This window comes from Amycolatopsis stemonae (assembly GCF_054781455.1).
On record NZ_BAAGUJ010000002.1, the window covers coordinates 589,167 to 610,652 of the forward strand.

Consider the following 21,486-nt stretch of genomic DNA (forward strand, 5'->3'; position numbering starts at 1 on the left):
GAGCTTGCGAGTGAATCATTCAACACAGCGCAGCCGCTCAGGCGCTCACCGAGCGTCAGCGAGGTGACGGCATGAGCTCGGAAGAAGGCGCGGTCCACCGCGAAGACGAGGACGCCCCGGTCGAGTACGCCGTGCCGGCGTCCGTGCGGGCCGAGCTGCTGCAGCTGCGAGCCGAGCGCTCGGTGCTGATGGCCGAACGGGAGCGGCTGCAGGGCCGGCTCCGCGGCGCCGACGCCGACCTGCGCGAGGCCCTGCGCGTGCAGGAGCGGCTCGTCGAGGACGCCCGCGCGAACGACGAGCTGCGGCGTCAGGTCGACGAGGCCTCCGAGGCCCGCGTCGAGCTGGACGCCCTGCGCCGCGACCGCGACCTCGCCCGCCAGGAGCTCGAGCGCACCCGCATGGAGCGCGACCAGCTGCGGATGGACCTGCTGCAGGCCGAGCTCACGCTGCACGGCGCGGACCTGCCCGAGGTCGTGCCCGCGGACGACCGGGACACCGAACAGCTGCGCCGCCAGGTCGCCGACCTCGCGCAGGAGCTCGAAGCGCACCGGCAGACGATCAGCTGGCGGGTCACCGCGCCGTTGCGCACGGTCCGCCGGAAGACCCGCTGACGGTGGCCGACCCACGGCTGGTGCTGGCGTCCGCGCCGGGCGGCAGCGCCTTCATGGAAGAACTCTTCGAAGTCGTCGCCGACGCCGTGCGCACGGCGGGCGGCCGGGCCGAGACGCACGTCGGGCCGTTGCCCGAAGCGGACGACGACACCGTGTTCGTCGTCGTCCCGCACGAGTACCTGGTGGTGCTGCCCGAGCGGCAGCGGCCGCGGCCCGACCAGCTGCAGCGCACGATCGCGTTCTGCGTCGAGCACCCCGGCACGCGGACCTTCGACACCAGTGCCGGCCTGCTGCCGCGGTTCGGCGGTGCGGTCGACATCAACGCCGACTCCACCGACGAGCTGGTGCGGCGCGGCCACGACGTCCGCCGGTTCCAGCTCGGCTACACCCCGCTGTGGGACCGGTGGGGCGGCGACCTCGACGCGCCGCGCGACATCGACGTCACCTACCTCGGCACGGCCGAGCACCGGCGGTCCGCGCTGCTGGCCCGCGCCGCCCGCGACCTGGACGGCTTCGCGGTCCGGCTGCTGACGCCGCCGCACGAGCCGATGGTCAAGCCGCGCCCGGACTTCCTGATGGGCCGGGCGAAGCACGAGCACCTGGCCCGCAGCCGGGTGCTGCTGAACCTGCACCGCGAGGCGTCACGAGCCCTGGAGTGGGTGCGGGTGCTCGAGGCGGCCTGCAACGGCTGCGTCGTCGTCACCGAGCCCAGCCGCGACCTCGCGCCGTTCACCGCCGGGCAGCACCTGCTGGTGGCCCGGGAAACCGTCGTGGGCGCGGCGACGGCGGCGATGCTGCGCGAAGGGGAGCTGGAGCGGTCGATCCGCGCCGAGTCCTACCGCTTCGTCAAGGAAGAGCTGGACATGGGCCCGTCGGCCCGTGCGCTGCTGGAGCTGGCCGCCGACCTGGCGGAGCGGCACCCGGCACCGGCCCGGCCGGACCGCCCGCTCCGCCAGGCGGCACCGGTCGTCGTGCCCGCCGAAGGCCCGCTGGCCGAGGACACGCCGAGCTGGGACCCGCGGTTCCCCGGCGAGTCCGGCCTCGGCGCCGAACCCGGCCCGGACCGGCGGCTCGCGGCCCGGCTCGTCGTCGAGCGCTCGGAAACCGCCCGGCGGACGGACGACGGCGTGCTGACCCCGGCCGCGCTGCCCCTCTCGCCGGGGGACGCGACCCGGGCCGAAGACCTCGACGTGCTCATCGTCCGGCGGGTCGCGGACCCGGGTGTCGCCGCGCTCGTCGACGACCTCGCGCGCGGGACGACGGTGCCGGCGCGGGTGCTCGTCTGCCAGGACGGCACCGCGGAGCCACCCGGCCCGAAGCCCTACGACGTGCTCCACCACGCCGTCCCGCGCGGGACCGGCCACGCGTACAACCGGCTCCTGGCCGAGTCCGCGGCTGACCTGCTGCTGGTGCTCGACGCGGGTGTGCGATGCTCGCCCCACCTGGTCGCCCGGCTGCTCGCCGCGGTGCGGGCGGGCGCGGACGTGGCCCACTGCCCGGTGGCGGACGCCGAGCGGGGCCTGGTCGGCGCGCTCCCGCCGGAGGCGCGGCGGCTGGCGCGGCTGCCCTACCTGGGCAGCGGCTACCTGGTGCGGCGCAGCGTGCTCGACGACCTGGGCGGTTGGCCGGAAGACCCGTGGTCGGAAGGCCTGGAGCACCACGGCTTCTGGCTCGGGGTGGCCGGCCGGGGCGACCGCACGGAGCTGGTGCAGCAGGTCCTGCTGTCCCGCACGGTGCCGGACCCGCCGGCCCGGCCGATCGACCTCGACCCCCAGCGCGCCTGGGCCGCCGCCAACGCGAAACGGTAGGACATGGACAGCACCGAGACCACGGACGTGCTCCCGGCGATCACGGCCGGGACCCCCGCCCCGCCGGAGTCCCGGCCGGAACCGGCGAAGCCGGCCGACCACGGGCCGCTGCCGTCGTTCATCCCGCAGCTGACCGGGGTCCGCGCACTGGCGGCACTCTGGGTGCTGACGTTCCACTTCCGCCCGGAGCTGGTCTCGTCGTTCCCGTTCCTCGGCCGGCTGGCGCCGCTGTTCGACGCCGGGCACCTCGGTGTCGACCTGTTCTTCGTGCTCAGCGGTTTCATCATGACCTTCACCCACCTCGAGCGGATGACCGAGCCGTGGACGCCGCGCAAGGCGCTCGGGTTCCTGTGGCTGCGGCTGAGCCGGATCTGGCCGGTGATGTTCCTGGTGCTGCTCGGCTGGGCGCTCTACCGCGCGTACTCGCTGCAGGTGAACGCCGACGCGAGCATCCAGGCGGCGGCCAGCCCGGCCCGGTTCCTCGAGCACGTGCTGCTGATCCAGGGCTGGTTCATCGAACCGGACCAGTGGAACCCGGTGGACTGGTCGCTGAGCGCGGAATGGCTGGCGTACCTCGTGTTCAGCGTCGCGGTCGCGGTGCTGGCGAAGATGCTGAAGACGGTCCGCATCCGCTCGCTGGTGCTGTGCGCGCTGGTCGCGGTGTTCCCGATCGTCGCGATCGGGGTGACCATGGAGGACGGCAGCGACCTGCTGCTGTTCCACAACGCGCTGGTGCCGGGGATGATCCCGCTGCGCGTGCTCACGGAGTTCTTCGGCGGGGCGTTCACCGCGCTGATCGTGCTGCGTTACGGCCGGTCCGCGCGGCTGCCGTGGTTCCTGCGGCCGTCGCCGGTGTTCGTGGTGATCGTCGCGATCATCTTCCTGGTGCAGCACTTCGACCCGTTCCGCCGCTACAACATGGGCCTGGACTGGCGGATCAACGGCCACCTGATGTGGGGCTCGGCCGAGACGGTGGTCGTGGTGCCGCTCTTCCTGCTGCTCATCGGTTCCCTGGCGATCAGCCGCCGCGAACCGCTGTCGTGGCTGCTGCGCACGAAAGTCCTGATCTGGGGCGGCAAGATCTCGTTCGCCCTGTACCTGGTGCACTGGCTGGTCATCGACGTGATGCGGCACGTCATCCAGACCAAGCTGAAGCTGACGGACATGCCGACGAGCTGGGAGTACCGGCTCATCGTGCTCGGCTTCATCGCGCTGACGATCCTGATCGCGCACGTGCTGCACCGGTACTTCGAGGAGCCGACCCGCCGCGCGATGCGCCGCATGCTGCCGGAGTCGATGCGCGCCTGAAGGGTCAGCCGGCGACCGGCTCGGCGAGCCGGTCGGTCCAGGCCTGGCGCAGCTCGGCGGTCCGCTCGGCGAGGTAGCCGGCGTCGCAGCGGCCCGCCTGGCGGACGACCTGGAAGCGGGCCTCCACCGCGGTGGCCCGCAGCACCGCGGTTTCGTCGAGCTCGAGCCGGTCGCAGAGGTCGCGCACGACGTCCGCGACCACCGGCCCCGCCGCGTGGCCGCCCCGGGCCAGCTCGTCGGCGGTGATCAGGACGCCGCGGGCGACGACGTCGGCCGCCGTGCAGTCGTCGACCGACCACTCGAGGTCGATCGGGACGAGCCCGGACGACGTCACGAGCAGGTTCTGCGGGGTCAGGTCCCACAGCCGCGGGCCGAGCTCCGCGGCCCGGGCGACGACGAGGTCGCGCCACGCGGTGAGCAGTTCGGTCCGCCGCCCGGGCTGGGCCGCGGCGAGCGCCAGCACGGTCGGCGCGTCGAACACTTCGTCCACTGTGGACACGATGCGGACGCCGTGCGCGGCGGCGGGGTGCGCGGCCAGCGGCGTCCGGCGCACGCGCAGGACCTCGCCGTCGCGCTCCACGACCGACCGGGTGCAGAAGTCGGCGGCCCGGTCCGTGCTGAAGAAAACCGCCAGCGCGCCGGCCGGCCAGAGCCGCTCGGCACCGTCCTTCCCGGACAGCACGAGGAACGAATTGCTGTGGTGCGCGGCCACTCCGGCGTCGACGAGTTCGCGCCACACCCGCTGCTCGTCCACGACCCGCTCACCGCCGCCCGCCCAGTCCGGGCTGGGGAACGCGGGCAGCCCCGTGGCCAGCCGCGGCTGGGTGGCGAGGAGTTCGTCGGAGAGCAGGGCCCGCGTCAGCTTGTAGTCCGGGAACGCCCCGAGCACCGCCGGTTCGGCGAACCCGGCGCGGGCCACCAGGTCCAGGAGCCGCTTGCGGGAGAACGTCCGCGCGACCCCGCCCGCCGGGTACCCGGCGACGCCGTCCCACGGGATGCCCGTGTGGTCTTCGGGCGCCCCGCAGAGGTACTTGACGCCCAGCTGGTTCTCGATCGCGAGCACGAGCACCCCGCCCGGACGCAGCCGGGCGTGGGCGGCGCGGAGGAACCCGAGGTAGGCGTCGTCGGCATTGCTCCCGCCACCGACGTACTCGAGCACGCCGACGACGACCACGACGTCGTACGCCTCGGCCGCGGGGACGTCTTCGATGCCGCCGACGAATACCTCGACGTCGCCGAAGTCGCGGGTCCGGGCCCGCGCACCCCGCGCGCGGCTCGCCACCGGCTCGACGGCGTCCACGGTGGCGCAGCACTCGGCGAGGTAGCCGGTGATCGCGCCGGTGCCGCAGCCGATCTCCAGCACCGCGGCCTCCGGCGGGAGCCGCAGGCCGCGCAGGACGTTCGCGCGGCCGTGGTCGAGGTGGTACCGCTCGGGCCAGGTGCGCGCGGCGAGGGTCAGCTCGTCGCTGAGCGACCCGCGGTCCTGCGCGTTCTCCAGCAACGCCGTGACGAGGTCTTCGGCTCCGTCGGCGTAGTCGGAGACGCCGGTGGACAGCACCGTGCAGCCGTGCTCGTCGTGGTCGACGAGGGACCGCAGCGGCGTGGTCACCCGGGTACCGGTCACGAGTTCGGAACGTTCTCCAGCATCGCCTTCATGACGCCCTGGAACTCCTTCGTGACGGCCGTGTCCGTGGCGGGCGCCTGGTTGACGTCCACGCGCAGCACGGCGGCGCCGGAGACGTACACCGCGCGGTAGGTCGTGTGGTCGGAGAGGACCGCCTTGAAGACCGAGACCGACTGCGGGAGCCCAGCGTGGTCGGCGACCGGCTGGAGGCTCGTGCTCGCCGCCGGCTTCTGCAGGCTCTGCGCGAGCCGGTTCGCGTCCTCGACGCTCTTGGTGTTCACCAGCACGACCGTGTAGTCGAACGGAGTGTTGGTCGACGCCTGGCAGCTGACGTACGCGGAGCCGGCGGACTTGACGGAGGTCGCCTCGGCCGCGGTGAGGAACTCCTTGTCGACGGCGTCGTCGACGCTCATCGTGCCGTTCTTCTCACTGGCCTTGCCCGGCATCGGCGGGACGCGGGTCGGCGCGACGCTCGGCGGCGGGGCGCTGGTGGTCGGCGCGGAGGTCGGGCTGTTCGACGTCGACGGGTCCGCGACGGAGTTCGAGTCGCTGCGCAGGCCGAACCACCAGACGGCGAAGCCGGCGAGCAGGACGACCAGCACCGCCGCGACGATGACGATGCCCTTCTTCTTGCCGGAGCCGCTCTTCGTCTCGAAGTAGGACTCGGGGCCCTGGCGCATCCAGTTCAGGTCGTTCGACCCGTGCGGCGCGCCGGGGTCGCCACCGCCCCACGGCGGGGCGGCCGCACCCGGCGGCACCTGGTTCCAGCCCGGCTGCGCGGGCTGCTGCTGCGCGTATTCGCCGTAGTTCGGCTGGTACTCGCCGGTGTTGCGGACCACCTGGGTGCGCTCGGGGCTGTCTTCGGCGTTCTGCGGCGCCGGGAAACCACCGGACGGCGAGAACGGCTGCGACTGCGGCACGTACGCGGTCGCCCCCGGCTGGGCCTGCTGCGGGTGCCACGAGACCGCCTGGGTGCGCTCGGCGTCCCCGCCGCCCTGGTTCGGCTGCGGGATCCCACCAGGCGGACTGACCGGGCTGATCACCTGGGTCTCGTCCGCGCTGGACGGCGCCTGCTGCGGCGGCTGCTGGTTCTCCACGCCGACGGCGGACGAAAGTACCTGGTCGCGCCGGAGGCGGTAGTCGTCCGCGGACAGCTTGCCCGCCGCGAGCTCCTCGTCAAGCCGACGCAGCTCCTCCTGCCAGGACACCAGGAGCCCCCTTATTCCGGTCCGATCGGCCGGCCGGCGGCCAACCCGATTTCGCCTGTCGAATGCCACGCACATTGTGCACTTCAGGCCGCCCCGGCCGACCTGCGGGTCGATTTGTTATCCGGGCGTCCGCGGCGGGCCGTTCAGCCGGGCGGCAGGACGGTCGAGACGCTGTCGCGAATCGCCTCGAGCCGGGTCCGCAGCTCGGCGGAATCGCCGGTTTCCCGCTGCGAGACGCCGACCCCGACCACGACGGCTCCCGACGCGTACCAGAGGATCGCGACCCAGCCGTCGGTCCCCCGCTGGGTGTACATCAGGTCGTTGTCGGTCGGGCCGATCTGGGTGGCGGCCAGGTGCGCCCCGGAGAGGTTGGTCCGCAGCCCCGCCGCGAGCTGCTTCGCGTCGAAGACGGACAGCGTCGGGATCGCCATCAGCAGGTTGCCGTTGCGCGGCTTCGCCAGGTCGGACGACGCGCGGAAGATGATCTCCTTGGCGTTGTGGGCCTGGAGCTGCTTGGCGTCGGCTTCGGTGATGACCTTGGCCTCGAGCGCCTTGTCGATCGACATCGTCGAGTCGGCGTCGTTCGGCTTGCCCGGCAGCGCCGGCAGCCGCCGGTCGAGCGGGGCCTGCGGGTCGATCGCGCCGTTCGTCGACGGCGCCGCGCTGGTCGGCATCGGGGGCAGCGCCGAGTCCGAGGGCGCGTCGGTCCGGGTGCCGAGCCAGTAGGTGCCGCCGACGACCAGGCTGAGCACCAGCACCACGCCGAGGGCGAGGAACAGCCAGACCGGCCGGCCCGACCGGTCGTCGCCGTCGGTGCCCCGGTGCCGGTGCCGTCCGGCCTCGGCGTCCGGGTCCGGCGGCGCACCGGCGTCCGCCGGGAGCGGCGGGAACCGGCTCAGCGGCGAGTTCTGCGGCACCTGGCCCTCGACGCGCAGGTACCGCGTCGGGACGATGTCGGCGGGGCTCGGCGCGGTGGTCATGTGGTCCGGCAGGGCGGGGATCCCGCCCGGTGAAGGCGCTTTCGCGCCCTGCGGCGTCCGCATCCACGGCCGTTCCTGCGGGGTCGCCGGCCTCGGCACGGGCCGCGGCGCCGGCACCGGGCCGGCCGGCGGGACGGACGCCGGGTTGGTGCTCTGCCAAGAGCGCGGCTCACCCGGCCGGCGCAGCGGGGAGGGCACCGGAGAAGGCACGGTGGCTCCGGACGCGGCGGCGAGGAGCTCGTCGCGTTGCTTGCGGTGCGCCGCGGGTTCGATCCGCCCGGCTGCCAGGTCCGCGTCGAGTCGGCGCAGATCTTCCTGCCAGCTCATCTTCGACCCCCATCCACCGTTCGGGGCATAAGTCTGGCACGGAGGGCCGACCTGCGAGGTTGCGGTTTGCGATTGATCCGCAACGTAGCGGAAGAAGCGGGTTTTGGGGAGCCTTCCCGGCCATGCCCCGAAGGGGTGACTTACGCCGTGTCGGTCAACGCCCTCCCACCCCCGCGCGCCCTACGAGCAGAGCATCGGGACCGAGAGGAGGCGGCATGGTCTGGATCTGCCTGGTCGCCGTCCTGGCGATGGTCTTCGCGGTCCGCGCGGTGCGGATCGTGCGCCGGGTCAGGCGGAGTGGCGCGGGGTGACGAGCCCCGACTCGTAGGCCAGCACCACCAGCTGCGCCCGGTCGCGGGCGCCGATCTTCGTCATGATGCGGCTGACGTGGGTGCGGGCCGTCGCCGTCGAGATCACCAGGTGGGCCGCGATTTCGTCGTTCGACATGCCGCCCGCGACGAGGCCGAGCACCTCGCGCTCGCGGTCGGTGATCTCCCGGACGGCGCTGGTGTCGATGCGCCGGTTCTCCGGCCGCCCGACGAACTCCTGGATCAGCCTGCGGGTCACCGTCGGCGCCAGCAGGGCCTCGCCGCTCGCGACGACCCGGAGCGCGCGCAGCAGCTCGACCGGCTCGGTGTCCTTGAGGAGGAACCCGCTGGCGCCGGCACGCAGCGCTTCGTAGACGTACTCGTCGACGTCGAAGGTGGTCAGGACCAGCACCTTGGTCCCGGCCAGCTCGGGGTTGGCGGTGATCCGGCGGGTGGCTTCGAGGCCGTCGACACCGGGCATCCGGACGTCCATCACGACGATGTCCGGCCGGTGCTCGACCGCGCCGGCGACCGCCTGCTCGCCGTCGCCGGCCTCGCCGACGACCTCGAAGCCGTCTTCGGTCTCCAGCAGCACGCGGAACCCGGCGCGGACCAGGACCTGGTCGTCGGCCAGCAGGACGCGGATCATGCTTCCCCCTCGATCGGTAGCTCGACGCGCACTTCGAACCCGCCGTCGACCGGCCCGGCGGTGCACCGGCCGCCGAGCGCCGCGGCGCGTTCGCCCATGCCCCGCAGGCCGTGGCCCGGGACCGGTTCGGCGGTGCCGCGGCCGTCGTCGCGCACCCGCAGCGTGAACGCCCCGGGCCGGCGTTCGAACCGGACGTCGACGTGGTGCGGCCGTTCGGCGTGCCGGACGACGTTGGTCAGCGACTCCTGCAGGATCCGGTACGCGGCCGCGTCCACGGGCGCCGGGAGGTCGCCGGCCTCGCCGTGGACCTCGACCGTCAGCCCGGCGTCGCGGGCGTGCGCCAGCAGCTCGGCGGCCTGGGCGAGGCTCGGCGCGGGTGCCTTGTCCTCGCCCGAGCGCAGCACCGCCAGGGTCGCGCGCAGGTCCTTGAGCGCGGACGCGCTGGCCGCCTTGATGTTCAGCAGCGCCTCCTTCGCCTGCTCGGGCCGCCGGTCGGCGACGTGCGCGGCGACGCCGGCCTGGACGTTGATCATGGCCAGGCTGTGCGCCACGACGTCGTGCACCTCGCGGGCGATCCGCAGCCGCTCCTGCTCGGCGAGCCGGTGGCGGTGCTCGTCGGCCTGCTCGCGACGGGCGGCGAGGGCGTCGAGCTGGTAGCGGACGGCGGTCCCGACGCCGATGACGGCGGTCAGCCAGACGACCACGAACGCGGCCCCGGCTTCGAGCGTGAACGACCCGGTCAGGACGACGTGCGCGACGTAGGCCACGACGAGCGCGGCCGAGCCGGTGAGCCCGGCGGTGAGCGGCCCCCGCTGCCGCGTCAGCACGAACAACGCGACGGTCGGCACGATGACGACCGGCCCGCCGGGCAGGCCGGAGGAGTAGTAGGCGAACGCCGAGGCGCCGGTCAACAGGAACAGCGTCAGCGGGAAGCGGTGGACGAGCAGCAGCGTCAGGACGGTCGCGGCGAGCCAGGCGGCCCCGAGCGGGGTCAGCGGCGTGGCGCCGGGCTGCCACCGCGACGACGCGCTCGTCGCCCCGAGCACGAAGCCCAGGACGACGCCGGTGCGCACCACGCGCCCCACCCACGGCGGCCATCTCATGCCGCGAAAACTACCGGCCGGCAGGCCGCGGCGCGTCCGTCCCGAAGCGCGCCGCCGGCGTACGTCGTCAGTCGAACACGAACGGCAGCTTCGCCGCGGTCTCCTCGTCGGCCGGGGTGTAGGTCGACATGGTGATCTCCGAGCGGCGGCCGTAGTAGAGGTACGTGAAGTTGAAGCGCAGCAGCCCGACGTCGGGGTGCAGGTAGCGCTTCGTGCGGATCGGCTCGGAGTTGACGTCGTGGTGCGGCCAGAGCTCGGCGAACAGCGGCGACTCCGCCTTCAGCCGCTTGACCAGGTTCTTCCACGCCGGCTCGGCGACGTGCTCGGCCATCGCCGCGCGGAAGGACGCGATCACGCGCGGGATGTTCGTGTCCCAGTCGAGCATCCGCTCGCGCCACTGCGGGTTGAGCAGGCACTGGACGAGTGTGTTGCGGTCCTCGAACGGGATCGCGTCGACGTCGCCCATCAGCCAGGTGTAGCCGCGGTTGTAGGCGATGAGGTCGCAGCGGGCGTTGCGCACCGCGACCGGGTACGGCTCGAGCTTCCGCAGCATCAGCTCCATCGCGGGCGTGATGACCTGGCAGTCCTTCTCGCTCTCCGGTTCGGGCGCGCCGGCGAGGCGGAAGAGGTGCGTGTGCTCGTGCGGGTCGAGCTTCAGGGTGCGGGCGATCGCCTGCAGCACCTGCTCGGACGCGTTGATGTCGCGGCCCTGCTCGAGCCACGTGTACCAGGTGACCCCGACGCCGGCGAGCTGCGCGACCTCCTCGCGGCGCAGGCCCGGCGTCCGGCGGCGGCCCACCAGCGGGAGGCCGACCTGCTCGGGCGTGATCCGCTCGCGCCGGCTGCGCAGGAACCTCGCCAGCTCCTGGCGGCGGAGCTCGGATTCGACGGCCGTGGTCATGGTGCCAGGATGCCACGCTCCGGAAACTGGTACCAGGTAGTCGTGATACCCGGATAAACGACAACTGGTACCAGTTTAGGAAAGCGCTGATCGTAGTAGTCATGACCACGACTCACCTCGCGCCGGTCACCACCGGCGCCCCGGCCAGGCCGGGACTGACCCCCGCCGGCCTGGTCACGGTGCTGCTGGGGGCGGCACTGCCCATCATCGACTTCTTCATCGTCAACGTCGCGCTCCCGACGATCGATGCCGACCTCCACGCGTCGACGGCCACGCTGGAGCTGGTGGTCGCCGCCTACGGCATCGCGTACGCGGTGCTGCTGGTGGTCGGCGGCAGGCTCGGCGACTCGTTCGGCAGGCGGCGACTGTTCTTCGCGGGCCTGTGGCTGTTCACGCTGACGTCCCTGGCCTGCGGGATCGCCCCGACGGCGACCACGCTGGTGATCGCCCGCGCCGCGCAGGGGGCGGCGTCGGCGCTGCTGCTGCCGCAGGTCCTCTCGATCATCCAGGCGACGACGTCCGGCGAAGAGCGTTCGCGGGCACTCGGGCTGTTCGGCGCGACGGGCGGCCTCTCGACGGTCGTCGGCCAGCTGGCGGGCGGCGCGCTGGTGGCGGCCGACCTGTGGGGCACCGGCTGGCGGCCGATCTTCCTGGTGAACGTCCCGATCGGCCTGGTGGTCCTGGTACTGGCCCGCCGCCTGCCGGAAAGCCGCGCGCACAACCCGCTGGGTGTCGACCGGCTGGGCACCCTGCTCCTGGCGACGACCTTGCTGGCCTTCCTGGTCCCGCTGATGGAGGGCCGCGCGCTGGGCTGGCCCGTGTGGTCCATCGTGCTGCTGGCCCTGTCGCCGTTCTCGGCCGCGGCGCTGGTGCACGTCGAACGGCGTCTCGAACGGCGCGGCGGGACACCGTTGCTGCCGCCGTCGGTGATGCGCCTGCCGAGCGTGCGGCGCGGGCTGATGGTGGCGGTGCCGTTCTTCGCCGCGTTCGGCTCGTTCATGTTCGTGTTCGCGATGACGCTGCAGGAGGGCCTGCACTTCGGCCCGCTCGGCGCGGGCGGCGCGTTGACGCCGCTGGCGGTCGCGTACTTCACGGTGTCGATGCTGAGCAGCCGGCTGGTGGCGCGCTACGGCCAGAAGGTCGTCCCGCTCGGCGGCGCGATCACGGCGGTGGGCATGGTGGCGCTGCTGTGCACGACGCTGGCGGCGTGGCCGCACGTGACCATCCTCGACCTGGCGCCGTCGATGGTGGCGATCGGCGTGGGGAACGCGCTGGCGATGACGACCCTGTTCCGGATCGTGCTGTCCCACGTGCCGACGGACCTGGCCGGGGTCGGCTCGGGCGTGATGACGACGAACCAGCAGACGTCGCTGGCACTGGGCGTGGCGACGCTCGGGAGTTTGTACGCGGCCCTTTCGGGTTCCTTGGGGAGCCGGGAGGCGTTCGCGCTGGTGATCGGCGTGGTCGCGGTGCTGGCGGCGGTCGTCGCGGTCACCGGACGGCGGCTGCCCGACCCGCGGGTCTGAGAAAGTCCGGATGCACCCGTCGGAAAATCCGCGCGCCGGACGACTATGAGGGTGTGACGGAACCACGGGTGCGACCGGACCCGGCCTTCGCGCTGCTCGGGCTCTACGAGACCGCGCTGCCGGAGGTCTACGGGTACCTGCTGTCCCGGTGCGGCGACCGCACGCTCGCCGAGGAGCTGACGTCCGAGACGTTCCTCGGCGCGGTCGCCGCCTGTCGCAAGGAGTACGCACCTCCAGTGAGCACCGGGTGGCTGATCGGCGTCGCCCGGCACAAGCTCGCCGACCACTGGCGGCGCAAAGAACGTGAGGAACGCGGGCTGCGGCTGGTGCACGACAGCGAGCCGGACGTCGAAGACCCGTGGGACGAGCAACTCGACGCCCTGCGCGCGAGACAGGTGCTCGAATCCCTCGGGTCGCACCACCGCGCGGCCCTGACCCTGCGGTACGTCGACGGCCTCGGCGTGCCCGAAGTCGCCGGCCACCTGGGCCGCAGCGTGCACGCCACCGAGGCGTTGCTCGTGCGGGCCCGTGCCGCGTTCCGCCGTGCCTACCAGGAAGAGGAGGGTCGCGATGCCTGAGCCGTACGACGCGCTTCGCCGGCCCTCCGAGCGGGTCGAGCCCGACCCGGCCTTCGCCGCCGAACTGCGCGACAACCTGCGTCGCGTCATCTTGAACGGAGCCGATGTGACGACCACCGAAGCGCCTGCCACCACCGATGCCGCGCTGCGTTCCCTGACGCCCTACCTCGCCGTGTCCGACGCCCGGGCCGCGCTCGACTTCTACGTCGACGTCTTCGGCGCGACCCGCCGCGGCGACCCGATCGTCATGGCGGACGGCCGGATCGGCCACGCCGAACTGGCCGTCGGCGACGCCGTCCTGATGCTCGCCGAGGAACACCCGGAGATCGGGCACGTGGCGCCGCGCGAGGGTGGCGCGTCGGTGCGGGTCGAAGTGCCGGACCCGGACGTCTCGGTGGCCCGCGCACTCGAGCGTGGCGCGACGCTGATCCGCCCGGTGAGCGACTCGCCGTACGGCCGGGGCGGCTCGTTCCGCGACCCGTTCGGCCAGCGCTGGCTCGTCTCCCAGGCGACGCCTGAGCCCGAGCCGCAGCCGAAGCACGGCGAAGCCATGTACTTCACGTTCCAGGTCCCGGCCGACGAGCCCGCGAAGGCGTTCTACGGCGCGGTGCTCGGCTGGGAGTTCACCCCGGGCTCGGTCGAAGGCGCGTGGAACGTCCAGGGCCACGGCCTGCAAGGCGGCCTCTGGGGCGGCCCGGGCCGGCAGGTCGGCTGGAAGCTCATGTACGCGGTCGACGACCTCGACACGGCTCTCGCGCGGGTACGCGAGCAGGGCGGCGAAGCGGGCGAAGTCGAGACCCATCCCTACGGCCTGACCGCGGACTGCACCGACACCCAGGGCATCGAGTTCTACCTCTGGCAGCAGCCGAGCTAACGGCCCGCCGCGTAGCCCTGCATGCCGCGGGCGTTGGCCGCCGCGTGCAGCAGGGTGCCGTCGCGGGAGACCGCCGACAGGCGGCCCAGTGCCCAGTCGCCCGCGTCCACGATCTCGTGGCCGCGGGTGCGCAGGGCGTCCAAAGTGGACGCGCCCAGCCGGGACTCCACGACCAGCTCGCGCGGGTTCCACGAACGCGGGTAGAAGGAGCTCGGGAACGCCGTCGTGTGCCAGGCCGGGGCGTCGATCGACTCCTGGAGGTTCAGGCCGCCGTAGACGTGCGCCAGCCAGAAGCACAGCTGCCACTGGTCCTGCTGGTCGCCGCCGGGCGTGCCGAACGCGAGCGTCGGGACGCCGTCGCGCAGGGCCAGGGACGGCGACAGCGTGATGCGCGGGCGTTTGCGCGGCGCCAGCGAGTTCGGCAGGCCCTCTTCCAGCCAGAACATCTGGCCGCGCGAATCGAGGCAGAAGCCGAGCGACGGGATGGCCGGGCTGGACTGCAGCCAGCCGCCCGACGGGGTCAGCGAGACCAGGTTGCCCGCCGCGTCGGCGACGTCGAGGTGGACGGTGTCGCCGCGTGTCTGACCTTGCGGGCCGACGGTCGGCTCGCCCGTCGCGCCGCCTTCCGCCCGCACGCCGCGCAGCGAGTCCAGGATCGCCGGGAGCCGCGCCGGGCCGCGAGCGTCCCCCGGACGCAGCTCGGCCGACGCCGTGTCGGTGATCAAGGCACGCCGGGAGTCCGTGTAGGACTGCGAAAGCAGCACGTCCAGGGGCACGTCGGTGTCGCCGTACCAAGCCTCGCGGTCCGCGAAGGCCAGCTTCGCCGCCTCGACGGCCAGGTGCACGGTCCGCTCCGACGCGACACCATCCACAAAGGACAGCTCGTCGCGGAAGCCGTGCAGCAGCAGTGCCTGCTGCAGCAGTGCCGGGCCCTGCGTCCAGCCGCCCAGCTTGACCAGGCGCCAGTCGTCGACGTCCACGAAGGACGGCTCCTCGTACGACGCCGACCACGACGCCAGGTCGTCGCCGGTCAGCAGGCCCGCGTGGTCGCGGCCGGAGTCGTCGCGGAACGCCTGACGGCTGAACGCGTCGATCGCCTCGGCGACGAAGCCCTGTGACCACGCGCGACGGCCCGCGTCGATCTGCGCCTCACGCCCCGAGACGGCTTCCGCCTCCCGCAGCAGCCGCTCCCACGTGTCGGCCAACGCGGGGTTCCGGTGCAGGCCCGAAGCCGGCTTGCCGTCCGGCAGCCACAGGCTGGCCGACGTCGGCCAGTGCTCGACGAACAACCGCTCGACGGCGCGGATCGTGTCGCCCACCCGCGAAACCAGCGGAACGCCGTTGCGCGCGTAGCCGATCGCGTAGCCGAGCACCGAGCGAAGGGACTTCGTGCCGTAGTCGCGAAGCAGCAGCAACCAGCCGTCCCAGGCGCCCGGCACGGTCGCCGGGAGCAGACCGCTGCCCGGGATCAGGTCCAGTCCCAGGGAGGCGAAGTGCGCGGGCGTGGCCCCCGCGGGCGACGGGCCTTGGCTCGCCAGTGCCCGCGGGGTCGGGTCGTCCGCTGTCACGAAGAGGCCGGGCACCTGGCCCGCCGGCCCGCAGAGGTGCGGCTCGGCGACCTGCAGGACGAACCCGGCAGCGACCGCCGCGTCGAACGCGTTGCCGCCGTCTTCCAGCACCGCCATCCCGGTGGCCGAAGCCAGCCAGTGCGTCGACGCCACCATCCCGAAGGTGCCGGCCAGTTCCGGCCTCGTCGTGAACATGCCCCGATAGTACGCAAAGCTAAGGAACTTACCAGCGCGCCGGCCGCCGCCGCTCCGGCTCGTACGGCTGCGTGATGATTTCCATCCCGTTCCCGCCGGGATCGAGGAAATAGACCCCACGACCGCCGTGGTTGTGGTTGATTTCCCCGACTTGCTTGCCCATCGGGTCGGCGTGGTAGGTCACGCCCGTTTCGACGAGCCGCGCGAACACGGCGTCGAAGTCGTCTTCCGGGACCAGGAAGCAGTAGTGCTGCAGGCGAAGGTCCTCTTCGGGGACGGTCGCGAAGTCCAGCCGGACGCCGTTGCGCGTCTCGACGGGGATGAACGGACCCCACTCTTCCCCGACTTCGAGGCCGAGCAGGTTCGCCAGGAATTCGGCGGATTCCCGGTTGTTCCGGGACGGGACGATCAGGTGGTTGAGTTCGACGGATACGGATACCGGCACGATTTCGGATCGTAGCCAGCGCTACCCGGTCAAGACACCTTGATTTTCGCCGCCGCGCGCGGCCGGCCGACGCCCTGCCAGGACAACCCGGCCGCGACGATCGTCCGCGGGTCGAGCAGGTTCCGCGTGTCGACGACGTCGATGCCCTCCATCAGCTCGGCCATGGCCCGCCAGTCGAGGTCCTTGAACTCGGCCCACTCGGTCAGCACGACGACCACGTCCGCGTCCTTGGCGACCTGGTAGGCGTCGTCGACCACGGTCATCCCGTCGATCTCGCAGTCGATCGCCGGGTCGTAGGCGACGATTTCGGCGCCCAGCGCGCACAGCACCGAGGACACCCCGAGCGCCGGCGAGTCGCGCAGGTCGTTCGTGCCGGCCTTGAACGCCAGGCCCAGCACACCGATCCGCGCGCCGGCCAGCGTCCCGCCGACCGCGCCGGCGATCTTCGCGACGATCCGGTCGCGCTGGGCGAGGTTCTCGTCGATCGCCGAGGTCAGCATCCTGAAGTCGTAGTCGACCGACTCGGCGACCTTGACCAGCGCGCTCGTGTCCTTCGGCAGGCACGAGCCGCCCCAGCCCGGGCCGGGCTTGAGGAACGTCCGGCCGATCCGCCGGTCGTAGCCCATGCCCTCGGTGACGAGGTTGATGTCCGCGCCGAGCCGCTCGCACAGTTCGGCGATCGAGTTGACGTAGGACAGCTTCAGCGCGAGGTAGCAGTTCGCGGCGTACTTGACGAGTTCCGCGCTCGCCGCGTCCGCGACGACGACCGGTGCGTCGAGTTCGGCGTACAGGTCACCGACCCAGCTCGCGGCGGCGAAGTCGTCGCAGCCGACGACGATCCGGTCCGGGCCCAGGAAGTCCGCGACCGCGGTGCCTTCACGGAGGAACTCGGGGTTCGACACCACCGGCACGTCGGTCCGGCCGAGCATCTCCCGGATCCGCTTCGACGTGCCGACCGGCACGGTCGACTTGGTGATCAGGGCACAGCCGGCGGGCAGGACGTCACCGATCTCGGCGGTCACGGCTTCGACCGCGCGCAGGTCCGCGGAACCGCCGGCCCCCATCGGCGTCGGGACGCAGAGGAACACCGCCTGCGCGTCGCGGACCGCGTCCCGCGCGCCGACGACGAACTGGAGGCGCTTGGCCGAGATCCCGCGGGTGACCAGATCGGCCAGCCCCGGTTCGAGGATGTCTACGCGTCCGGCGGCGAGCCGCGACACCTTCGCGCGGTCGACGTCCACGCAGGTGACGTAATGACCCAGACTGGCCAGGCAGGCCCCCGTGGTCAAGCCGACGTAACCGGTTCCTACCACCACGATCCGAGCTGGCGTCATGGTGCTGAAGGTGACAGCCGGAGTTGACGATCGCGCTAACGGAACCGGACACCGGTGAGTACTCCACGCGACACCGCGGCGGTGCGTTAACAGCAGTTTGCGGCCGGTGAGCGAGCACACAAAGCGCCCGTGCGAACGAGCGTTAACCTGGGTCCGGAACCAGAGCAGCGAAGGGAACCGCACAGATGCAGATCACCGACACCGCGGCGCTCGTCACCGGGGGCGCGTCCGGCCTCGGCGGCGCGACGGCGAAGGCCCTCGCGGCCAAGGGCGCGCGGGTGTTCGCGCTCGACCTGGCGCCGTCCATCGAGAAGGCCGAGCAGGTCGACGGCATCACCTACGTCGAAGCCGACGTGACCGACGTCGAGCAGGTCGAAGCCGCCGTCGCGACCGCGGCCGGCTCCGGGGTGCCGCTGCGGACCGTCGTGAACTGCGCCGGCATCGGGCCGTCCGCGCGCATCCTGTCCAAAAAGGGCCGGCACGACCTCGCGCTGTACGCGAAGGTCGTCCAGATCAACCTCGTCGGGACGTTCAACGTCCTGACGATCGCGTCGGAGGCCATCGCGAAGACCGAGCCCCTCGAGGACGACGCCCGCGGCGTCATCATCAACACCGCGTCGATCGCCGCGTTCGACGGCCAGATCGGGCAGGTCGCCTACTCGTCGTCCAAGGGCGGCGTCGTCGGCATGACGCTCCCCGCGGCCCGCGACCTGGCCTCGCACGGCATCCGCGTGCTGACCATCGCGCCCGGCATCGTCGACACGCCGATGCTCGCCACGGTCAGCGACGAGTTCCGCGCGGCCCTCGCCGCCGGCATCCCGTTCCCGAAGCGCCTCGCGCGGCCGGACGAGTACGCGCAGCTCGCGCTGTCGCTCATCGACCACGACTACCTCAACGGCGAGGTCGTCCGCATGGACGGCTCGCTCCGGATGGCCCCGCGCTGACCCGAAGGGGCGGCACTTTCAGGTGAAAGTGCCGCCCCAGGGCGGTCTCAGCGGGCGAGGCGGACCTCCAGGCCGATGCCGTCGGTGGTGACCGAGCAGCCACCGAAAGCGCTCTCCGCGGCCAGCGCCTCGAACTGCTCGCGCGTGAACGCCCGGCGCCGCAGCCACCCCAGCGTCTGCCGCACGGTGAAGCCGCTGACCACGCCGACGTCCATCCCGGCGACCTCGCGGCCGATGTCCGCGGCGGTGGCCTCGTGGTTGAGGTCGTGGATCACCGCGAACCCGCCCGGGCGCAGCACCCGGTGCATCTCGTTCAACGCCGCCACCGGCTGCCGGAAGTTCTTGAACGCGGCCTGGCAGACCAGGAAGTCGAACGACTCGTCGGCGAACGGCGCGTGCGTGACGTCGCCCTGCCGGAAGTCGACGTCCAGGCCGGCGCCGTTTTCCCGGGCGATTTCGACCATCGTGTGGCTGATGTCGAGCCCGGTGACGCGGAAGCCGAGCTTCGCCACCTCGATGGCGAAGTAGCCGGGGCCGGGCGCCACCTCCAGGACCTCGGCGCCTTCGTTCAGCCCGGCCGTCACCGCGGCGGCCTGCTTCCGGTACTGCCGGAGCTGCGCTTCGGTGCCGCGGTTCTTGGCGTACCAGCGGGCCTGGAAGCCCTCCATCTCGGGGACTTTGTGCTTGCGGGTCGTCTCCATGGATCTCTCCTCTTCGGGTGATCCGAACCGGAGAGCCGCCCGGTTATCCTCGTGGTGCCACCTCGGGGCCGGGCGTGCTCGGTTCGGGGTCGAGGACCCCGGGCGGTGTGCCAGCACCTCCCGGGGTCCGTGCTATTTCTCCACGAATTCCCCCAGGTCGTCAGGGAATTCGCCGGTCTCGTACCAGTGGCGCCAGGCGTCCGTGCCAGGCACGGCGCCGCTCGTCAGGTCGGCCAGGAAGGCCCGCACCCAGCGCGCCTCGGCCTCCGTCATCGCGAGGTCGTACTCGACCTCGACCAGGAAGATCCGCGGCGTCACCGGACGCAGCTGCTCGAGGCTCGCCCGCTGCGCCGCGGCGCGTTCGTCGAGGTCGGCGGCCCGCTGCCGCAGCAGGGCGGCCGCCTGGTCCGGGCCGAGCACGCCCATCAGCGACAGCCCGGCCTTGAACCGCGGCGGCTCCCGGTCGAGCGTGCCGACGAGCTCGCGGACCCAGTCCTCCATTTCGGCGTGCCCGGCCGGCGTGATCCGGTAGACGGTCCGCTCCGGCCGCGCGCCGTCACGCACGCTCTCGACGGCTTCCACGAAGCCGTGCTTCTCGAGGTTCGCGACGACCGTGTACAGCGAACCCCACTTGATCGGCAGGTCCGCTTCCTTGCCGCGCTGCTTGAGCACCGTGGCCATCTCATAGGGGTGCATGGGCCGCTCGACCACGGCGGACAGCACGGCCAGCCCGAGCAGGTTGCCGACCTTCCGCCGCTTCATCCCGACTCCTCGTCCACGAGTACTCGCAGACGAGTATGCACGCAGACGCGTCAGTCGGCAAGTGTCTTAGTCGGCGAACTACTCAGAGGTCGAACATGTACGGGACTTCGGCCTGCGCCCGCTCGCTGATCCACTCGCGCAGCGCGCGCGTCGCCAGGACGTCGTCCTCGTTGTAGCGCAGCAGCCGCTCGCGCTGGCCGGTGTCCGGCACCTCGCCGTCCATGCCGACGGCGTCGCGGTACCAGCGCATCGACGCCTCGCCGCCCGCCTCCGGATCACGCCACGCGAACCCGGCGACCGGGGCGATCACCTTCAGGCCCTTGCCGTGGGAGCACAGGAACTGGTCGGTGACGCTGCGGAAGAGGTCGACCCACTCATCGGAGTCCACAAAGGACTGGATGTCCTTCTTCGCCGGGACGCCCGGGTGGTCGCCGAAGCGCTCGACCGAGCCGAAGAGCCAGCGGTTCTCGGCGAGCGCGTTGTAGCAGTAGGCGCGGAAGGTCAGCCCGGCCGCTTCGGTGCGCTGGCGGACGTCGGTGAGCCAGGCCCAGAACTCCGCGAAGGACCGGGCTTCGTCGTCGGTGGGCAGCGGGTCCCACGTCGCGAAGGCGCGGTAGCCCGGCTCCAGCCCGATGTCGGCGCCGCTCAGCAGGCAGCCCCAGAGGTACGCGCCGGCGTCGCCGAAGCTCTCCATGTCGACGTCGACCTCGACGTCGGCGCGCGGCACGTCGACGCGATCGACCCGGCGCACCAGCGTCAGGTCGGCCAGCCATGCGCGGGCGAGCACGACCGCGTCCGGGAACGTCACGCCGGTCCAGTTCACCGGCGGCGGCTCGCCCGCCGGGTCCAGCGCGGCCAGCGTGTCCACAGTGGACACCCCGGCGCGGCGCAGCTCCATGGCGTCCTCGCCGCGGACGACGAGGCTGACGTCGCGGGTCTCGGTGAGCACCACCTCGCACGTCGGCCACCACGGGCAGCGGCGGCACTCCAGCACGCGCGACGGCTCCGCGAGGGGCTCTTCGCCGTTCGCGGCCGCCGAGGCTATGGCGAGCCGGTCGGCGAACCGGACCTGGTACTCGGTGAGCGCGCTGCGCCCGCCCGGCCAGGTGCCGGCGGTGAGGTCGTGCCAGACGACGACGTCGGCGTCGAGCCCGATCACGCCGCCGATCGCGACGCTTTCGTCGGCCTGGCCGAGCGTCTGCAGCATGCGGCGGATGTGCACGAGCCGCAGCTGGTCACGCGGCTGCGCCCGCACCTTGCGGCCTTCGTCGGCGCCGCGGTGCGCCGGGTCGAGGTCCGTCATCCCGGTGACGATCGCGCCCGTGCCGCGATCGGTGATGCGGTGGCGCACGACGAGCACCGGCACGTAACCGCGGCCGGTGCGGACGAGCAGGTCGATGCCGCCGCGCCGGTGCCCGGCCGCGTCGACCGGGAACAGCGCGCCCCAGATGTACTGCGCTTCGGCGGCGAAGGCCTGCTCGGTCAGTTCGACGCGCTCGGCGGCGGGCAGGTCGCGCCCGATCTTCAGCCAGTGGCCGGGGTTCGCTTCCATCAGCCGCGTCACGATGTCTTCGCGGTGGGCCGTGGCGTCGGCGATCCGCTGCTGCGCTGTCGGGTCCGGCGGGGAAAGCGGTACCTCGCGCATCGCCGGATCGTGCTCGAGGTGCACGCGACGACGGCAGCGGCTGACCGCTCCCGCGTCGAGCACCACCTCGGTCTTCATGGAGATCAC

Annotated in this window: 19 protein-coding genes; 7 read left to right on the forward strand and 12 right to left on the reverse strand. The window is 72.4% G+C overall.

Features of this window, described 5'->3' with window-relative positions; genetic code table 11:
* The first annotated feature begins 71 nt into the window (after positions 1-71).
* From ACYVLJ_RS09020 to ACYVLJ_RS09030, 3 genes are read left to right on the forward strand one after another with little or no spacing between them, the layout of a single operon-like run.
* The gene (locus ACYVLJ_RS09020; protein WP_451971114.1) at positions 72-611 is read left to right on the forward strand and encodes a hypothetical protein; all 540 of its coding nucleotides are present in this window, start codon (positions 72-74) and stop codon (positions 609-611) included.
* 2 nt (positions 612-613) lie between these two features.
* A complete protein-coding gene (locus tag ACYVLJ_RS09025) occupies positions 614-2,419 on the forward strand; it encodes a glycosyltransferase family protein (RefSeq protein ID WP_460438316.1) in 1,806 nt (601 codons plus the stop codon).
* Positions 2,420-2,422: 3 nt separating this feature from the next.
* Positions 2,423-3,727 carry an acyltransferase family protein gene (locus ACYVLJ_RS09030; protein WP_460438317.1) on the forward strand — a complete coding sequence of 435 codons (1,305 nt, stop codon included), beginning with the start codon at positions 2,423-2,425 and terminating at the stop codon, positions 3,725-3,727.
* 4 nt (positions 3,728-3,731) lie between these two features.
* Here the strand turns inward: ACYVLJ_RS09030 and ACYVLJ_RS09035 are convergent, their stop codons facing one another.
* From ACYVLJ_RS09035 to ACYVLJ_RS09060, 6 genes are all read right to left on the reverse strand, one after another.
* Positions 3,732-5,351: a class I SAM-dependent methyltransferase gene (locus tag ACYVLJ_RS09035; protein ID WP_460438318.1), complete on the reverse strand. Its 1,620-nt coding sequence runs from the start codon at positions 5,349-5,351 to the stop codon at positions 3,732-3,734.
* Positions 5,348-6,559, reverse strand: a complete 1,212-nt coding sequence (locus tag ACYVLJ_RS09040) for a hypothetical protein (protein ID WP_460438319.1) — start codon at positions 6,557-6,559, stop codon at positions 5,348-5,350. Before ACYVLJ_RS09040 ends, ACYVLJ_RS09035 begins: the two co-directional genes overlap by 4 nt.
* 143 nt (positions 6,560-6,702) lie before the next feature.
* Entirely contained in the window at positions 6,703-7,866 is a 1,164-nt protein-coding gene (locus tag ACYVLJ_RS09045) for a hypothetical protein (RefSeq protein ID WP_451971101.1), read from the reverse strand.
* Positions 7,867-8,154: 288 nt separating this feature from the next.
* Complete coding sequence (locus ACYVLJ_RS09050; protein WP_451971097.1) at positions 8,155-8,823, reverse strand: response regulator; 669 nt, start codon at positions 8,821-8,823, stop codon at positions 8,155-8,157.
* Positions 8,820-9,926, reverse strand: a complete 1,107-nt coding sequence (locus ACYVLJ_RS09055; RefSeq protein WP_460438320.1) for a sensor histidine kinase — start codon at positions 9,924-9,926, stop codon at positions 8,820-8,822. The genes ACYVLJ_RS09050 and ACYVLJ_RS09055 overlap by 4 nt, the downstream gene beginning before the upstream one ends.
* 67 nt (positions 9,927-9,993) lie before the next feature.
* On the reverse strand, positions 9,994-10,827 hold the full coding sequence (locus tag ACYVLJ_RS09060) for a helix-turn-helix transcriptional regulator (protein WP_451971091.1): 834 nt from the start codon (positions 10,825-10,827) through the stop codon (positions 9,994-9,996).
* Positions 10,828-10,928: 101 nt separating this feature from the next.
* Here ACYVLJ_RS09060 and ACYVLJ_RS09065 point away from each other — a divergent pair, with 101 nt between their 5' ends.
* From ACYVLJ_RS09065 to ACYVLJ_RS09075, 3 genes are read left to right on the forward strand one after another with little or no spacing between them, the layout of a single operon-like run.
* Positions 10,929-12,353, forward strand: coding sequence for an MFS transporter (locus ACYVLJ_RS09065; protein ID WP_460438321.1), 1,425 nt, complete (start codon positions 10,929-10,931; stop codon positions 12,351-12,353).
* Positions 12,354-12,406: 53 nt separating this feature from the next.
* A complete protein-coding gene (locus tag ACYVLJ_RS09070; RefSeq protein WP_451971085.1) occupies positions 12,407-12,931 on the forward strand; it encodes an RNA polymerase sigma factor in 525 nt (174 codons plus the stop codon).
* Positions 12,924-13,805, forward strand: a complete 882-nt coding sequence (locus tag ACYVLJ_RS09075) for a VOC family protein (RefSeq protein ID WP_460438322.1) — start codon at positions 12,924-12,926, stop codon at positions 13,803-13,805. The genes ACYVLJ_RS09070 and ACYVLJ_RS09075 overlap by 8 nt, the downstream gene beginning before the upstream one ends.
* Here ACYVLJ_RS09075 and ACYVLJ_RS09080 read toward each other — a convergent pair.
* From ACYVLJ_RS09080 to ACYVLJ_RS09090, 3 genes are read right to left on the reverse strand one after another with little or no spacing between them, the layout of a single operon-like run.
* The gene (locus ACYVLJ_RS09080) at positions 13,802-15,568 is read right to left on the reverse strand and encodes a gamma-glutamyltransferase family protein (protein WP_460438323.1); all 1,767 of its coding nucleotides are present in this window, start codon (positions 15,566-15,568) and stop codon (positions 13,802-13,804) included. The genes ACYVLJ_RS09075 and ACYVLJ_RS09080 overlap by 4 nt on opposite strands.
* A gap of 28 nt (positions 15,569-15,596) precedes the next feature.
* On the reverse strand, positions 15,597-16,013 hold the full coding sequence (locus tag ACYVLJ_RS09085; RefSeq protein WP_451971076.1) for a VOC family protein: 417 nt from the start codon (positions 16,011-16,013) through the stop codon (positions 15,597-15,599).
* A 29-nt stretch (positions 16,014-16,042) separates the two neighbouring features.
* The gene (locus ACYVLJ_RS09090; protein ID WP_460438324.1) at positions 16,043-17,347 is read right to left on the reverse strand and encodes a UDP-glucose dehydrogenase family protein; all 1,305 of its coding nucleotides are present in this window, start codon (positions 17,345-17,347) and stop codon (positions 16,043-16,045) included.
* A gap of 185 nt (positions 17,348-17,532) precedes the next feature.
* Here ACYVLJ_RS09090 and ACYVLJ_RS09095 point away from each other — a divergent pair, with 185 nt between their 5' ends.
* On the forward strand, positions 17,533-18,291 hold the full coding sequence (locus tag ACYVLJ_RS09095) for a Rossmann-fold NAD(P)-binding domain-containing protein (RefSeq protein ID WP_460438325.1): 759 nt from the start codon (positions 17,533-17,535) through the stop codon (positions 18,289-18,291).
* A gap of 47 nt (positions 18,292-18,338) precedes the next feature.
* On the opposite strand, the gene ACYVLJ_RS09100 is transcribed toward ACYVLJ_RS09095, so the two are convergent.
* The 3 genes from ACYVLJ_RS09100 to ACYVLJ_RS09110 form a co-directional block, all read right to left on the reverse strand.
* The gene (locus ACYVLJ_RS09100; protein WP_451971067.1) at positions 18,339-18,992 is read right to left on the reverse strand and encodes a class I SAM-dependent methyltransferase; all 654 of its coding nucleotides are present in this window, start codon (positions 18,990-18,992) and stop codon (positions 18,339-18,341) included.
* Between the two features lie 132 nt (positions 18,993-19,124).
* Positions 19,125-19,754 (reverse strand): PadR family transcriptional regulator, encoded by a 630-nt coding sequence (locus tag ACYVLJ_RS09105; RefSeq protein ID WP_460438326.1) that lies wholly within the window; start codon positions 19,752-19,754, stop codon positions 19,125-19,127.
* Positions 19,755-19,836: 82 nt separating this feature from the next.
* The gene (locus ACYVLJ_RS09110; protein WP_460438327.1) at positions 19,837-21,477 is read right to left on the reverse strand and encodes a TM0106 family RecB-like putative nuclease; all 1,641 of its coding nucleotides are present in this window, start codon (positions 21,475-21,477) and stop codon (positions 19,837-19,839) included.
* Positions 21,478-21,486: the final 9 nt, after the last annotated feature.

What these genes read in the sequence shown, in the direction of transcription:
- ACYVLJ_RS09065 (WP_460438321.1), top strand. Translation starts at nt 10,929, where the DNA reads ATGACCACGACTCACCTCGCGCCGGTCACCACCGGCGCCCCGGCCAGG.
- ACYVLJ_RS09090 (WP_460438324.1), bottom strand. Translation starts at nt 17,347, where the DNA reads ATGACGCCAGCTCGGATCGTGGTGGTAGGAACCGGTTACGTCGGCTTG.
- ACYVLJ_RS09055 (WP_460438320.1), bottom strand. Translation starts at nt 9,926, where the DNA reads ATGAGATGGCCGCCGTGGGTGGGGCGCGTGGTGCGCACCGGCGTCGTC.
- ACYVLJ_RS09075 (WP_460438322.1), top strand. Translation starts at nt 12,924, where the DNA reads ATGCCTGAGCCGTACGACGCGCTTCGCCGGCCCTCCGAGCGGGTCGAG.
- ACYVLJ_RS09050 (WP_451971097.1), bottom strand. Translation starts at nt 8,823, where the DNA reads ATGATCCGCGTCCTGCTGGCCGACGACCAGGTCCTGGTCCGCGCCGGG.
- ACYVLJ_RS09060 (WP_451971091.1), bottom strand. Translation starts at nt 10,827, where the DNA reads ATGACCACGGCCGTCGAATCCGAGCTCCGCCGCCAGGAGCTGGCGAGG.
- ACYVLJ_RS09095 (WP_460438325.1), top strand. Translation starts at nt 17,533, where the DNA reads ATGCAGATCACCGACACCGCGGCGCTCGTCACCGGGGGCGCGTCCGGC.
- ACYVLJ_RS09110 (WP_460438327.1), bottom strand. Translation starts at nt 21,477, where the DNA reads ATGAAGACCGAGGTGGTGCTCGACGCGGGAGCGGTCAGCCGCTGCCGT.
- ACYVLJ_RS09080 (WP_460438323.1), bottom strand. Translation starts at nt 15,568, where the DNA reads ATGTTCACGACGAGGCCGGAACTGGCCGGCACCTTCGGGATGGTGGCG.
- ACYVLJ_RS09020 (WP_451971114.1), top strand. Translation starts at nt 72, where the DNA reads ATGAGCTCGGAAGAAGGCGCGGTCCACCGCGAAGACGAGGACGCCCCG.
- ACYVLJ_RS09045 (WP_451971101.1), bottom strand. Translation starts at nt 7,866, where the DNA reads ATGAGCTGGCAGGAAGATCTGCGCCGACTCGACGCGGACCTGGCAGCC.
- ACYVLJ_RS09105 (WP_460438326.1), bottom strand. Translation starts at nt 19,754, where the DNA reads ATGAAGCGGCGGAAGGTCGGCAACCTGCTCGGGCTGGCCGTGCTGTCC.
- ACYVLJ_RS09100 (WP_451971067.1), bottom strand. Translation starts at nt 18,992, where the DNA reads ATGGAGACGACCCGCAAGCACAAAGTCCCCGAGATGGAGGGCTTCCAG.
- ACYVLJ_RS09030 (WP_460438317.1), top strand. Translation starts at nt 2,423, where the DNA reads ATGGACAGCACCGAGACCACGGACGTGCTCCCGGCGATCACGGCCGGG.